The organism is Microlunatus sp. YIM B11417, from assembly GCF_059617205.1.
This window is the reverse complement of the sequence record NZ_JCAMPJ010000004.1, coordinates 509,355-523,270: the sequence shown is the minus strand read 5'-3', so window position 1 is coordinate 523,270 and position 13,916 is coordinate 509,355. Positions and strand designations below refer to the sequence as shown.

Genomic DNA, 13,916 nt, shown 5'->3' with positions numbered 1-13,916 from the left:
CCTCGTCTCGACCGGATCATCCAGTCTGACGCACCGTACGCCGAGGCCGCCGACACCCGGCTGGCGCGTCGCCGAGGCTCCCCGCCAACCCAGTTGTGAAATCGATTACAATCACTTATCGTCAGGCCGTCGGATCCCGAGGCCGAGGAGGGTCAGTTGGCCACCGCAACACCGAGCCCGCCGGGCACCGCCGCCGCACCGTCGCGGCCGGCCCGCCCCGCCGCACCCCGCCGGACCGGACGGCTGCACCGCTCGAACCTGATCGCTTTTGTCATGCTGGCGCCGTTGATGGTGCTGCTGGCGATCTTCGTGATCATCCCGTTCTTCCAGGCGGCGTCGCTGTCGTTCTTCGACTTCTCGTTCTACCTGCCGTCGACGTTCATCGGCTTCGACAACTACCGCAACGTGCTCAGCGACCCGATCTTCACCCAGTCGATCGTCCGCGGCCTGCTGTTCATGGTGCTGGTGGTGCCGATCGGGCTGGTCCTCGCGTTCGTCTTCGCCTCCGTGGTGAAGGGGATGGGCCAACGGCTGGCGTCCTTCGTCAAGACGTCGATCTACCTGCCGACGATCGTGTCCGGCGTGATCGCCTCGATCGTCTTCATCCTGATCTTCGACTACTACGGCGGCATCCTGAACTGGTTCCTCGACCTGCTGGTCAGTCCGTTCCGGGACTTCGAGCCGATCCCGTGGCTGGGCGATCCGGCCACAGCGCTGCCGTCGCTGGCCGTACCGGCGGTCTGGATCGGCTTCGGCGTCACCGCGTTGATCATGCTCGCCGGCATGCTGGACATCCCGGACTCCTACTACGAGTCGGCCTCGCTGGACGGCGCGACCTGGTGGCAGCAGACGGTCCACATCACCATCCCGATGCTGAAGAACGTGCTGATCTACCTGCTCATCGCGGGCTGTACCGGCGCCATCCAGCAGTTCGAGCTCCCGTTGATCATGACCGGGGGCGGCCCGCTGAACTCGACCATGATGCCGAACCTCTACATCTTCCAGCACTTCACCCAGGATCAACGCCAGGGTCAGCCGCTGGCCGCGGCGCTGATGCTGTTCGTGGTGCTCGGCCTGGTGTCGGCGTTGATCTTCCGGTTCATCAACTCCGAGAAGACCCAGGAGGGCTGACCCGTGGCCAAGAGTCCCGCTCCGGTCCGGGTCGCCCGGACCGTCGTCGGCCTGCTGTTCGCCGCCGTCGCCCTGTTCCCACTGCTCTGGATGGCCCTCTCCGGCTTCAAGCCGAACAGCGAGGTCACGGCGACCCCGTTCAAGCTGCTGCCGACCGAGTGGATGGTGTCGAACTACGTCACCATCGCGACCGACCCGGCCTTCCAGCGCGCGATGGTGATCACGTTCGTCGGGGCGGCGATCTTCACCGTCGGCACGCTCGCGGTGAACTCGATGGCCGCGTATGTCTTCGCCCGCCTGGAGTTCACCTTCAAGCCGCTGCTCTGGGTGCTGGCCATCGGCACCATGTTCGTGCCGTCGATGGCGATCCTGCTCACCTCATTCATCATGGTGACCCGGCTCTACATGCTGGACACGCTGACCGTGTTGATCTTGCCGGGGATGGCCTCGGCCGGTCAGATGTTCTTCATCCGGCAGTTCTACCTGTCGATCCCGACCGCGCTGGAGGAGGCGGCCATGATCGACGGCGCCGGCCGCTGGCGGATCTACACCCGGATCTTCCTACCGCTGTCCCAGCCGGCCTTCGTCGTGGTCGGCGTCGTGTCGTTCCTCGCGTACTGGAACTCCTACATCTGGCCGATCATGACGATCACCAGCCCGGACCTGTTCCAGATCCAGCAGTACCTGGCCAACTTCCGTTCCGAGCGGTCGCCCGAGCGCGGCCTGCTGATGGCCGGATCGTTCCTGGCCGCCCTCCCGGTGATCTTGCTCGTGATGATCTTCCAGCGCCGGATCATCAGCAACATCAAGATCGCCGGCCTGAAATGACCCACGCATTCACGAAGGAGTGTTCCATGACCTCACCCGCTCAGCGGCTGCTCAGCCGCCGTACCCTGCTCGCCACCAGCGCGATCGCCGGGACCGGAGCACTGCTCGCCGGCTGTGGCTCCGGGACGCCCGGCCAGTCCGCCTCCGAGGCCCAGAACTCCCAGTCGCCGGGGTCGACGACCACGGTGCAGTTCTGGCAGTCCAAGCTGACCAACGGCGAGGACGCCTGGTACAAGAAGATGGTCGAGCAGTTCAACGGTGCCCAGTCCGAGGTCAAGGTCGTCCTCACCCAGGTGCCCGGTGACGCCTGGGAGCAGAAGATCAAGGCCGCGCAGGCCGCCGGCAAGGCGCCGGACATGTACATCGGCGTCGGCAACAACGTCTGGGTGCAGGTGGAGAACGGCGAGCTGGCCGATCTCACGGACGTGCTGCCCAAGGAATCGTGGGACGACCTGACCGACACCGCCCGCGAGCTGGTCACGGTCAACGGCAAGCACTACGCCTATCCGATGCTGTTCGAGCCGCAGACCGTCCTGTACTACCGGAAGGACTTCTTCGAGGCGGCCGGGCTGGACCCGGAGACGCCGCCCAAGAGCTGGGCCGAGCTGGTCGACTTCGGCTCCAAGACCAAGGCCGACGGCCGGTTCGGGCTGGTCATGGGCGTGACCGGCGGAGACTTCGGCTGGCAGTCCTGGCCCTGGCAGCGCAACGTGGCCGGGCACCTGCCGATCAGCGACGACTGGTCGACGGCCCAGGCCAACGATCCCGCGTACCAGAAACTGGCCCAGCTCTACCGCGACCTGTTCGACGCCCAGGTGATCCCGAAGCAGTCGCTCGGCCCGGCCAACGACTCCACGCCGTTCGGCCAGAACAAGGCCGCGATGATGATCAACGGCTCCTGGGCGATCAGCCAGATCCTGGACGAGTTCAAGGGTCTGGCCGACAAGGTCGGCGTCGCCCCGATCCCGACCCACGACGGGACCGGCGCCGCTCCGGCGACCAACGGCAACATGAAGTGGATGATCGACGCGAAGTCGAAGCACATCGAGGCCGTCGGGAAGTTCTTCCTGTGGGCGCTCGCCGGCCCCGATCCGGCGGTCATGCTCGACTACTTCAAGGTGACCGGGTTCTCCAAGTTCCCGACCCGGAAGTCGCTGGTCGACGCGGTGGCCCAGGCTCCGGACGCCGACACGCTGAACCCGTGGCGCAAGGTGATCCAAGATCAGGTGCTGCCGTCGGCCGCGCTCGAGCCGCAGTACGACTGGACGGTCGCCGAGGCGTTCGGCCAGGCGATGGAGAAGTCCATGCGCGGCGCCGACATCCCGAAGACGCTGGAGGCGGCCAACGGCCAGATCCAGGACATCATCACCAAGCTGAAGCTCGCCGGGAAGGCACCCAACCGCTGAGCGTCCTGCTTGCGGCAGAATACGAGGCATGAGTGACGATGCCTCGGGTGATCATCCGCAGCCGCCCACTGACGATCTTGTGGTGACGACCCACCAGATCGGCAGTGGGCGGTCCAAGCTCAGCTACACGGCGACGACCGGCCGGGTGGTGCTGCGGGAGGAAGTGATCACCGACGGCAAGTTCACCGGACACCAGCCGCGGGCCCAGATCTTCCACACCAGCTACGTGCTCGACGACGCCGACCCGGCGACGCGGCCGGTGACGTTCGCGTTCAACGGCGGCCCGGGCTCGTCCTCGGTCTGGCTGCACCTGGGGCTGCTCGGCCCACGCCGGGTGATCATGGGCGACGCCGGTGACCTGGCGCCGCCGCCGTACAAGATCGAGGACAACCTCGAGTCGCTGCTCGCCGTGTCCGACCTGGTCTTCATCGACCCGGTGACGACCGGCTTCTCCCGGACCACCGAGGGACACCAGGCCGACGACTTCCACGGTTACGGCCGCGACATCGAGTCGGTCGCCGAGTTCGTGCGGCTCTGGACGTCGCGGAACGGGCGCTGGCTGTCGCCGAAGTACCTCGCCGGCGAGTCGTACGGGACGACGCGGGCCGCCGCGCTGGCCGCGCGGCTGGCCGAGAACGACGGCCTGTACGTGAACGGGCTGATGTTGATCTCGTCGGTACTCGACCTCGGGTCCGTGCACTACAGCGAAGGAAATGATCTTCCGTACGCGCTCTACTTCCCGACCTTCACCGCCACCGCGCACTACCACGGCAAGGTCTCCGGCCGGCTGCGCACGCGGGTCGCGGAGGCCGAGCAGTTCGCCGCCGGTGATCTCTGGGTCGGGCTGGGTCGCGGCAACCGGCTCTCGGTAACCGAGCGCAGCGATCTGGTGCAGCGCTACTCGGCGCTGACCGGTCTCGACCCCGAGTACGTCGATCGCGCCGACCTCCGGGTCACCCTGCACGCGTTCGCCGCCGAGCTGCTGCGGGACCGCGGCCAGGTGATCGGCCGGCTGGACATGCGGTTCACCGGCTGGCCGACCGACCACAACCGCGATCAGATGGAGTACGACCCGTCCCACGCGGCCATCACCGGGCCCTACGCTGCCGCGCTCAATTCCTATGTCCGTTCGGAACTCGGCTACTCGACCGACGTCGCGTACAACATCCTGACGCCGAAGGTGCAGCCCTGGTCGTACAAGGAGTTCGAGGGCGAGTCGGTCGAGGTGGCGACGGCGCTGACCAAGGCGATGCGCGCGAATCCGCACCTGCGCGTGCACGTGGCCTGCGGCTACTACGACGGCGCGACCCCGCACTTCGCGGCGGAGCACGTGTTCGCGCACCTGAAGCTGCCGGAGGACGCGCGGGACCGGATCGAGTGGGCCTACTACGAGGCCGGGCACATGATGTACGTGCACGAGCCGAGCCGGCTGCAGCAGTCGGCCGATCTGGCCAAGTTCGTCACCGAAACCTCGGCGCGTTCCTGACGATCATGAGGCTGGACGAGGCCACCTGCCGGCGCCTGGTCGAGGGCGCGGCGGTGGCCCGGCTGGCCACCACGGGGACCGACCGGCAGCCGCACCTGGTGCCGGTCACGTTCGCGGTCACCGGCGACACGGTGATCATCGCGATCGACCAGAAGCCGAAGTCCACCACGAAGCTGCGCCGGTTGCGCAACCTGACCGAGAACCCGCGGGCGGCGCTGCTCTGTGATCATTACGAGGACGACTGGACCCGGCTCTGGTGGGTCCGACTGGACGGCAGTGCCGTGATGATCACCGACGAGCCGGACCGGTCGGCGGCGCTGGATCCGCTGATCCGGAAGTATGCGCAGTACCGGGCTGACCCACCGGCCGGGCCGGTGATCATGATCAGCGTGGATCGCTGGACCGGCTGGTCCGGCGCAGCCGGCTGACCAGGGTCCAGAAGATCATCCGGGCCAGCGCGGCAGGCCGGTAGCGAACACCGCGCCGGTACGGCTCGTCGCCGCGAAGGGTCACGTCGGCGCCGCCGTCGACGAAGACCAGCTGGCCGGCCATGAACGAGTTCTCCGCGCCGACCGCCCAGGCGACCGCGTCGGCCGCCGCCGCTGCCGGGCCCGGGAAGCCGAGCGGCTGCGGCAACGCCTCGGCCAGCACCCGGGCCTGCGCCGCGTCGCCGAGCATGGTGGTCCGCGCCGTCTCGGTGTCCACGATCCCCGGCACCACGACGTTCAGCGGGATGCCACTGCCGGCCCAGTCCGGACCGCCCGCGTTGCGGCGCACCCAGCGGTTGATCGCGATCTTGGTCGACCGATAGATCACCGTGCCCCGGCCCCGCTCGATCGCCCGCTCGGCCGCCCGGTCGGCCGCCTCCTCGTCCTCGCGCAGGCAGGCGTGCACCAGGTCGGTCGCGCCGGCCGAAAGAGAGGATGCGGACGAGACCAGCACCGCCCGCGGCGCCCGGGACCGCACCAGCAGCGGCCGCAGTGCACGGAGCACGGCGAGGGTGCCGAAGTAGTTGAGCCGTACGGTCAGCGACGTCGGTGCGGCGATGCCGGCCACCAGGGCCACGCCGTCCAGGCCGGAGGGAGCGAGCCGCTCCGCCTCGGCGGCCAGCCGGGTCACCTCCGCCGATTCGGACAGGTCGGCCCTGATCTCCATCCCGGGGCCGATCCCGCAGCGGATCACCGTACCTCCGGCGTCGGCCAGCCGTGCCACGACCAGGGCACCGATCCCGCTGTCCGCCCCGGTCACCAGATACGTACGATTTCGATGCACATATGCAATATTACACTTGTGCAATCAGAGACCGGGCTTCGGGAACGCAAGCGCCGGGCGACCCGGCAGTCGCTGGTCGAGGCGGCGACCACGCTGTTCCTCCGGGACGGCTTCGACGCGACGTCCGTCGCCGAGATCGCCCGGCTGGCCGGCCTGTCGCCGCGGACCTTCTTCGTCCACTTCACGGCGAAGGAGGACGTCCTCTTTCATCACGTCGAGCGGTACGCGGAGCTCGCCGTCACCGCGGTCGAGGCGCTGCCTGACGAAGCGACACCCTGGCAGGCCGTGCACGCGGCCATGATCGCGTTGATCGACGCCGCCGACCCGATCGGCGACGAGGCCGATCGGCTGGCCCCGATCCGGGCCGACCTGGCGCGCCGCGGTCACGGTGCCCCGGCCTCTCTGATCCGCCGGCTCCAGGGCCTTCAACGTGCCGTGCTGGAAGCGATCCGGGCCAGGTTCGGCCGGGCGCCGGGCGCCGACCTCGCCGCGATCCAGCTGGGCGCCGCCATCGGGGCGGTCACGGCCGCCGCGGTCCATGATCAAGCTCCGGGCCGGAGCCGGCCGGCCCGGCGCGGCGCGATGCACCGGGCGCTGCGGCTCGCCGAGGCAGGCTTCGCGCCCTCAGCGCCCTGAGCCTGTCGAAGGGCCGAGTCCGATCGTGGCCTGCCCTTCGACAAGCTCAAGGAGCGTTCCGTACTGGAGAAGTCAGATCTGGAAGAGCTGCTTGTCCATCCAGTCCGCCGCCACCTGGAGCGCCCCGCTGCGCAGACAGTCGGCGCCGAGGTCGGAATAGATGATCTTGGTGTCGCCGTAGAGGTACGGCTCGAGAGCGGCCCGGAACGGGTCCAGGAACACCTCTCCGGCCTCGACGATCTCGCCACCGACGACGATCACCGGCGGGTCGAGGACCAGCAGCGCCCCGATCCGCTCGGCGATCTCGCCGGCGTACCGGGCGACCAGGGTGCGCGCCCGGCCGGGCTTCAGCCGGGCGGCCCGGAAGATCGCCGCGAACGACTGGTCACGCTGCTTCGCGTAGTCGCGGATCGCCCGGTTCGTCGCGGTCCAGGACCGGGACTTGTCCTCGCCGAAGAACTCGCCCGCCGCGCCGTGGGCGCCGCGGTAGAGCTCGCCGTTGACCACCAGCCCGCAGCCGAGGCCCTCCCCGATCAGCAGCCCGACCACGTTGTCCGGCCCGGCGAGGTTGCGATGCTCGGCCAGGGTGGCCAGGTTCGCGTCGTTCTCGATCAGGACCGGGCAGTCGAACGCCGCCGTCAGCCGCCGGTGCACCTGCTCGCCGACCAGCGACGGCAGTTCGCCGGAGACCTCGATCACGCCGCCCGCCGACACGATCCCCCGCACGCCGATCACGGCGATCCGCAATCCGGCCGCGGTCTGGGCACACTCGCTCAGCGCGTGATCGACGGCAGCCTTGATACAGGCCGGTGGGTCCGGCTCCTGGTTCAGGTCGTCGAACCTGAACCGCCGTTCGCCGATCACCTGGTCGCGCAGGTCGGCGATCACCACCAGCAGTTCGTGGTTCGTCACGGTGACGGCCGCGACGCAGCCGGCCCAGGCGTCGAACCGGAACTCCCGGGCCGGGCGGCCGCCACGCGGCGAGCTGACCGTCTGGGTCGTCTCCAGCACCAGCCCGCGCTCGGCCAGGTCGCGCAGGGCAAGATCAACGGTGGGCCTGGACAGTTCGGTCTCGCGAGCCACCACCGAGATCCCGTGCGCCTCACCCGACCTGCGCAGGAACCGCAGCACCTCGTTGCGGTTCAGGTGGCGCAGCAGCGAGGTCTCGGCCCCGTAGACATCGATCGCGTCCTTGAGCGTCAACGTCGGTCTACCGGACTGTTCCTGCATCTGGCCAACCCCTTCCGGTCGTCGACGATCAGTCGATGCCCACGATATGCGGTTATTCGTATCACCGAGCCCGGTTCGCCGGACCGGTCAGGTGCGGCGGGTCTGCAGGATCGACAGGTACGCGATCGCCGTGATGAACAGGTTGTCCCAGTCGCTGTCGATGATCAACTTCAGGTAGCGGCCGGTCACCGCCGGGAACCGCACCGACTGGGCGGGCTGTTCGTCGGGCAGGGTGCCGGACCAGGCCTGCTGCCAGGACTGCCGGTCCGTGCTGACCTCGACCCGGATCGCCTTCGGGCGTGCCTTGGTGTGGTGGAAGTCGTCGACCACCTTGCCGTCCTGGCGCGGCCACACCTCGATCCCGGCCAGCGGACGTACCGCACCGGTGTCGATCACGAGCCGGTGCGGCGTGATCATCAGGTCGTTGCGGTACTGGGTGACCCACTGGGTCTGCGGGTTCGGATCGAGCACGTGCTGGGCGGAGCCGTCCTCGTCCTTGATCTCCTCACTGCTCACCTCGACGATCCGGCACTCCCGGACCGGGACGGCGGTGCGCTCGTCATCCGCCGCGCCGATCGCGTCCGCCCGGGCGTAGAAGTCGGAGGCCGACGCCGCCGCCGGCCCGCCCCAGGTCCGGTCGGCCAGCACCTGCAGCGGGCGGTGTGAGAAGAAGTGCACCCAGGAGGTCGAGCGCGCCTCGGCCTTGTCCATCCAGCGACCCAGCCGATGCCCCTCCAGCAGGTCGTCGCTCGGGTAGTCGTCGTCGGCATAGATCCGCTCGGCCGGCATGTGGCCCTCCCAACCCTGCGGCGAGGTGCCGGTCGGCGTGGTGCTGTAGCCGGGCGTGACGTAGTTGCCGCCCCAGTTGACCCCGACCGTCCGGTAGCCGCGCCGGGTCAGGTCGGCGGGGTCGCCGTCCAGCCACTTGCTGATCCGGATGTCCGGGTGCGGCTCGATGCTGGCGGGTTGATCACCGTAGGTCCACCACTCCCAGAGCTCGGTGCGCTTGCCGTGCTCGCGCAGGGTGGCTGCAAGATCATTGGCGAAGTCGATCAGGGCATCGCCTGAATAGCGGAGCCCCTTGGCCCGGGCGTACGCCAGCAGCTCGGGATCCTGCTTCTCCGCCGTCTGCAAGGGAATCTCGTCGCCGCCGATGTGAAGGTACTCACCCCGGAAGACGCCGGCCAGCTCGATGATCAGTTTCCGGACGAAGGCGCGGGCGAACTCCGAGGTGAGGTCGAGGGTCCAGCCGCCGCCGAGGCCGCCGGGCCAGCCGGCGTAGTCCATCGCCGGCGATCGCAGCCGGAGCCGCGGCTCGTACCGGGTCAGCCACACGGCGTGGCCGGGCAGGTCGATCTCGGGCACGATCGTGACACCCCAGCGGGCGGCATAGGCGTCCAGGTCGCGCAGGTCGGCCTGGGTGTAGTGATCGGTGGAGGCCAGGCCGGGAAACTCCAGGCTCTCGAAGCGGAAGCCGTTCCACTCGGTCAGGTGCAACTGCAGGCTGTTCAGCTTCAGCCAGGCCATCCGGCGGATCTCCGACCGGAGGTACGTCAGCGGCAGGAACTTCCGGCCGACGTCGATCATCTGGCCCCGCACCGCGCACCGGGGCCGATCGACGGCCCGCCCGCGCGGCAGCGCCCGCCGCTCCGGATCCTGCTTGATCAACTGGCCGATCGTCTGGCAGCCGTAGAGCAGACCTGATCGCCCCGCGGCGACGACCCGGACCGTGTCGGCGATCTCCAGCCGGTAACCCTCGGCACCAAGATCATCGGTGTGGCCCGGGTCCAGGACCAGCCGGACCTCCGCGTCCGCCGGATCGGCGACGATCACCGGGCGCCCACCGCGGAACAGCAACAGGTCGTCGGCCAGCAACCTCGCCACCTCGGCCGCCGCGCCGCCGGAGTGGCTGATCGTCCCGGGACTGCCGAGCAGCAGCCGGCCGTTGCCGGGCGTCCACTCGCGCAGCGCCGGCACGACCGCCGGAACGATCTTCGACGTCTCCGAACTCATCGCGTCGCCTCCACTCTCGCCGGTCTCGTGATCACGTGGGTTCCGGGTCCGACCCGTTGCCGATACCCGTCCGGGGCATCGATCAGGCAGGAGGAGCCGTCCGGAACCTCGGCCTGCAGCCGGAACGCGTCACCCTCGATCCGCCACTCGACGGCGAAGAGACCGCGCCCGGTGCGGTAGCTCGCCCGTGCCCGGTCGATCCCGCCGCACGGCCGCGGCCGGATGATCAACTCCCGGAACCCGGCATCGCCCGCAGCCTGCTGCAGCCCGGCCAGGTGCGCGAAGACCCAGTCGTCGATGGCGCCGAGCATGAAGTGGTTCTGGCTGATCCCGTAGGTGGGGCCGTCCCAGGTCTCGGTCAGCGAGGTCGCGCCGTGCCGCAGCTGATAGCCGTAGCCGGGCCGCTCCTCCTGGCGCGCGAACCGGAAGATCGTCTCGTGGCGATCATGCTCGGCGAGCAGTTCCAGCAACGCCGGCAGCCCGACCTCGCCCACATCGGCCACGTAGCCGTCGGCGACGATCCGCCCCTCCAGCCGGTCCACCACGTCGAGGATCCGCTCCGGCGGCACGATGCCGTACCGGGCCGCGATCGCGAGCTCGCCGAGGGTGTCGTCGCCGACGGTCAGGTCATGATCGTTCCAGAACTCGGCCCGGACCCGGTTCGTCACGAGGCGTGCCTCGTTGCGCCACCACGCCGCATCCGCGGGGCGGCCGAGCTGCTCGGTGACGTCCGCGAGCACGCCGAGCAGGCGGGCCAGCGTCGCCGTGCCGACCAGCGGGACGGCCCGGAACTCCCGGCCGTCCCAGTCGCCGAGGCCGTACCGGATCAGGCCGTCGACCCGGCTGTCCAGCAGGTGCCGGGCATACCGGCCCATGGCCTCCTCGTTGTCCCGCAGGACGGACTCGTCGGCGTAGGTCCGGTACAGCAGCCAGGGCAGCATGATCACGGCGCCGCCCCAGTTGACGTCGCCGCGCCACGGATCCGGGAACGGATCCCACTCGGGCACGTACAAGGGCAGGTGACCGTCCCGGCCCTGGCCCTCCCGGATCAGCCGCAGCGTGTTGGTCAGGATCGCCAGCACGTCGTAGTTCCACCGCAGCACGGGGAAGGCCAGGTGCAGTTCCTCGAGGAAGTTGAGCTTCTCCCGATGCGGGCAGTCGGTGAAGACCGAGAACATGTTGGACGTGACGGCGCGCCGGATGATCGTGTGCAGCCTCGTCAGCGTCGGGTCCGAGCAGGCGAAGTCGCCGGCCGACGGGGTGTCGGCGGAGATCACCAGACCGCGGACCTGGCCGGGGCGCAACGGCTCCACGAGCCCGCTGATCTCCAGGTAGCGCAGGCCGTTGTAGCAGAACCGCGGATGCCAGGTCAGCGGCCGGGCACCGGTCGCGACCGTGTGATAGACGGGATCCCAGCCCTCGGTCCGCGGATCGATCGTGCCGTCCGGGTGCAGCAGCTCGGCCGGTCGCAGTGTGACCCGCGTGCCGGCCGGCAGGTCGACCTCGGGCCAGCCGGCGAAGTTCAACCCGAAGTCGATCACCTGCGTGCCCGTCGCGAAGGTACGCAGGCTGACCGGTTCGAGCACCTCCCGGACGCGTAGCGGCCGCGTCGTCTTCGCGCTGAGCCGGAGCCTGGGCGGCATCGCGGCGATCACGGCCTTGGGCCAGGCCCGGATCCCGCCGACCGAGGTGTCCAGCGGCACGGTCGCGTCGAAGTCCTCCCCGCCGGTCCAGTTCGAGGCCCGGGTCTGGCCGACCGTGGCACCCCAGTCGGTCCCGGTGATCACCGTCGAGGCGGCCCGGCCGTCGTACTCGAGGGTCAACGACGCACAGGCCGCCAGCTCACCGTACTCGGTCTTGATCTTGGTCCAGCGGTCGTCCAGTCGCTGGGAGCGATAGAGCCCGGGGCCGAGCTCGATCATGATCACGTTGTCGCCGGCCGTGATCAGCCGGGTCACGTCGTAGCGGCAGAATTCGGCCCGCTGCGCGTAATCCGAATAGCCGGGCTCGAGCAGGTCGGCCGACACGGCGCTGTCGTTGATCGACGCCGTGAAGACGCCGAGCCCGGCGATCCGCAGCTCCGCCGACACCGGCGGCGCCGGGCAGCGGAACACGGTGCCGAGCACCGGCAGCGGCCCGGTCGGATCGGCTCGCCAGGCCGGCGCGGTGATCCAGCGGGCACCGTGGGCCAGCGGGTCGTCCCGCCGTTCCTCGGGACGGAGGTCGGAGTTGATCATGCCAGGCCGGCCTCGAACTCTTTCCGGATCGTGTCGCCGCCGCGGCTGCGCCAGCGTTCCCGCCATTCGGCCAGTTGGCTGATCGGCCGCCGGCCGGTGATGATGCCGAACAGGTAGTCGTCGGTGAGCTGCCCGAGCGCCGCCGACTGCCTGATGTCGGTCTCCGAGATCAGGCTCCGGACCGGGTTCTCGATCGACAGCGGCACAGCCTTCGCGATCGCCTGCTGGGCTTCGGTCGCGGCCTTGTCGTCGCCGGGGAAGAAGAACACGGCCTCCAGCGGCTGCACCAGGAACGACGGTCCGGCCACCTCGGTGAACGGCTTGTCGCCGTCGACGGCGATCGGCGTTCCCCGTTCGTCGTAACGGAAGTGCCGGCCCTCGATCCCGTAGTTGATGAACGTGTGTTCCTCGCTGCCGAACGGAGCGCACCAGTAGTTGATCACACGCAGCAACTCGGCCAGCCGGGCCTGGTCCTTACCCACCTCGGACGGGATCGCGGCGATGCCGAAGTAACCGCCGCCCTGGTGCACGACCGGGTCGCCACCGTCGTGCCCGGGCGGACTGATCGCCACCACCTCGGCCGACGGGTCGTTCTTCCGCAGCGTCGGCACCATGCTGCGATAGTGCGGCGCGATCCCGGCCGGCATCAGCCCGATCCGCCCGCTCATGAACAGATCCTGCGAGTCCAGCGTCGGCAGCGTGGCCGCATCCGGATGGAACGCGCCGGCCTTCCAGAGCTCGACCAGCCAGGTGATCGCGGCCTCGTACTCGTCGGTCTCGATCACGTTGGTCAGCGTGCCGTCGTCGTTCAGCCGCCAGTCGTTCGGCACCCGGAACATCTCCATCGCCCAGCTCACGCCGTTGCCGAGCGTGGCCAGGCCCCAGCAGTCTCCCTTGGCCTTGCCGCGATGATCACCCTTGGTGAACCCGACCAGGAGTTCCTTCACCGCTTCGGCGTTCTTCGGCGGTTCGGCGAGGCCGAGGTCGGCCGCCCAGTCGGCCCGATACATCGTCACCCCGTTGACCAGCGGCAGCGCCCGCGGGACCCCGAGGATCCGGCCGTTGATGCTGGAGTTCTTCCAGGCATAGGTGGGCAGCCGGGCGAGATTCGGGTACGCGTCGATGCCGGACCCCGCCAGCAGCTCACTGAGATCGGTGAACGCGCCCTGCTGCATCGGCTTCACCACCGACGGCGCGGCGCTGCGTTCCACGAAACAGATGTCCGGAAGATCACCGCTGGCCATCAGCGTCTGGACCTTCTGCCCGTACGCGTCGCCCGCGCCGAACGTCGCCTTGATCTTGGCACCGAGCCGTCGGTCGAATTCGGTCAGCCAGGGATTGTTCGACGGCGGCGGAGCCTGGAACAGCACCTGGAACGTGGCCACCTCGCCACCGCTGCCGGGCGTCTCCGTGACCGATCTGGCCTGTTCGCTCGGGTATCGGCTGTACGCCGGCGAGACGCCGTCGATGTCGCTGATCATGGCGCCGGGCACCTGGTCCGGCGGCACGTAGTTCGGGGCGACGAACCTGGCCGTCTGCTCGGCGCCCGGGGCCGGATCCTTCGGTTGGGTACGGCAGCCGGCCAGCGCGGCCAGCCCGGCGCCCAGGCCCAGCACGCCCCGTCGGGACAGCCGGCTCTGCGGCAGTGATGCGTTGATCATGGAAACTCCTTGTCTG

At 69.2% G+C, this 13,916-nt stretch carries 11 protein-coding genes; 6 read left to right on the top strand and 5 right to left on the bottom strand.

Going from position 1 to position 13,916, the window contains the following annotated elements; genetic code table 11:
• Positions 1-156 precede the first annotated feature (156 nt).
• Genes AC6CCG_RS22000 through AC6CCG_RS21980 form a run of 5 tightly spaced genes read left to right on the top strand, consistent with a single transcriptional unit; the run spans position 157 to position 5,279 of the window.
• Positions 157-1,131, top strand: coding sequence for a carbohydrate ABC transporter permease (locus tag AC6CCG_RS22000; RefSeq protein ID WP_496656800.1), 975 nt, complete (start codon positions 157-159; stop codon positions 1,129-1,131).
• Positions 1,132-1,134: 3 nt separating this feature from the next.
• Positions 1,135-1,959, top strand: a complete 825-nt coding sequence (locus AC6CCG_RS21995; RefSeq protein WP_496656799.1) for a carbohydrate ABC transporter permease — start codon at positions 1,135-1,137, stop codon at positions 1,957-1,959.
• Positions 1,960-1,985: 26 nt separating this feature from the next.
• A complete protein-coding gene (locus tag AC6CCG_RS21990) occupies positions 1,986-3,365 on the top strand; it encodes an extracellular solute-binding protein (protein WP_496656797.1) in 1,380 nt (459 codons plus the stop codon).
• A 28-nt stretch (positions 3,366-3,393) separates the two neighbouring features.
• On the top strand, positions 3,394-4,851 hold the full coding sequence (locus tag AC6CCG_RS21985) for a S10 family peptidase (RefSeq protein ID WP_496656795.1): 1,458 nt from the start codon (positions 3,394-3,396) through the stop codon (positions 4,849-4,851).
• A 5-nt stretch (positions 4,852-4,856) separates the two neighbouring features.
• Positions 4,857-5,279: a TIGR03668 family PPOX class F420-dependent oxidoreductase gene (locus tag AC6CCG_RS21980; protein ID WP_496656794.1), complete on the top strand. Its 423-nt coding sequence runs from the start codon at positions 4,857-4,859 to the stop codon at positions 5,277-5,279.
• On the opposite strand, the gene AC6CCG_RS21975 is transcribed toward AC6CCG_RS21980, so the two are convergent.
• Complete coding sequence (locus AC6CCG_RS21975; protein WP_496656793.1) at positions 5,236-6,123, bottom strand: SDR family oxidoreductase; 888 nt, start codon at positions 6,121-6,123, stop codon at positions 5,236-5,238. The two genes, AC6CCG_RS21980 and AC6CCG_RS21975, sit on opposite strands and share 44 nt — an antisense overlap.
• 18 nt (positions 6,124-6,141) lie before the next feature.
• Between AC6CCG_RS21975 and AC6CCG_RS21970 the strand changes: the two genes are divergently transcribed.
• Entirely contained in the window at positions 6,142-6,759 is a 618-nt protein-coding gene (locus tag AC6CCG_RS21970) for a TetR/AcrR family transcriptional regulator (RefSeq protein WP_496656792.1), read from the top strand.
• 72 nt (positions 6,760-6,831) lie between these two features.
• On the opposite strand, the gene AC6CCG_RS21965 is transcribed toward AC6CCG_RS21970, so the two are convergent.
• From AC6CCG_RS21965 to AC6CCG_RS21950, 4 genes are all read right to left on the bottom strand, one after another.
• Positions 6,832-7,962, bottom strand: a complete 1,131-nt coding sequence (locus AC6CCG_RS21965) for an ROK family transcriptional regulator (protein ID WP_496656790.1) — start codon at positions 7,960-7,962, stop codon at positions 6,832-6,834.
• A 114-nt stretch (positions 7,963-8,076) separates the two neighbouring features.
• Complete coding sequence (locus AC6CCG_RS21960) at positions 8,077-10,002, bottom strand: family 20 glycosylhydrolase (protein WP_496656788.1); 1,926 nt, start codon at positions 10,000-10,002, stop codon at positions 8,077-8,079.
• Positions 9,999-12,239 carry a family 78 glycoside hydrolase catalytic domain gene (locus AC6CCG_RS21955; RefSeq protein ID WP_496656787.1) on the bottom strand — a complete coding sequence of 747 codons (2,241 nt, stop codon included), beginning with the start codon at positions 12,237-12,239 and terminating at the stop codon, positions 9,999-10,001. The genes AC6CCG_RS21960 and AC6CCG_RS21955 overlap by 4 nt, the downstream gene beginning before the upstream one ends.
• Complete coding sequence (locus AC6CCG_RS21950) at positions 12,236-13,900, bottom strand: extracellular solute-binding protein (RefSeq protein ID WP_496656786.1); 1,665 nt, start codon at positions 13,898-13,900, stop codon at positions 12,236-12,238. The genes AC6CCG_RS21955 and AC6CCG_RS21950 overlap by 4 nt, the downstream gene beginning before the upstream one ends.
• Between the last annotated feature and the right edge of the window lie 16 nt (positions 13,901-13,916).

Coding starts and splice junctions, on each gene's coding strand:
- AC6CCG_RS21990 (WP_496656797.1), top strand. CDS start 1,986: ATGACCTCACCCGCTCAGCGGCTGCTCAGCCGCCGTACCCTGCTCGCC.
- AC6CCG_RS21985 (WP_496656795.1), top strand. CDS start 3,394: ATGAGTGACGATGCCTCGGGTGATCATCCGCAGCCGCCCACTGACGAT.
- AC6CCG_RS21980 (WP_496656794.1), top strand. CDS start 4,857: ATGAGGCTGGACGAGGCCACCTGCCGGCGCCTGGTCGAGGGCGCGGCG.
- AC6CCG_RS21960 (WP_496656788.1), bottom strand. CDS start 10,002: ATGAGTTCGGAGACGTCGAAGATCGTTCCGGCGGTCGTGCCGGCGCTG.
- AC6CCG_RS21955 (WP_496656787.1), bottom strand. CDS start 12,239: ATGATCAACTCCGACCTCCGTCCCGAGGAACGGCGGGACGACCCGCTG.
- AC6CCG_RS21950 (WP_496656786.1), bottom strand. CDS start 13,900: ATGATCAACGCATCACTGCCGCAGAGCCGGCTGTCCCGACGGGGCGTG.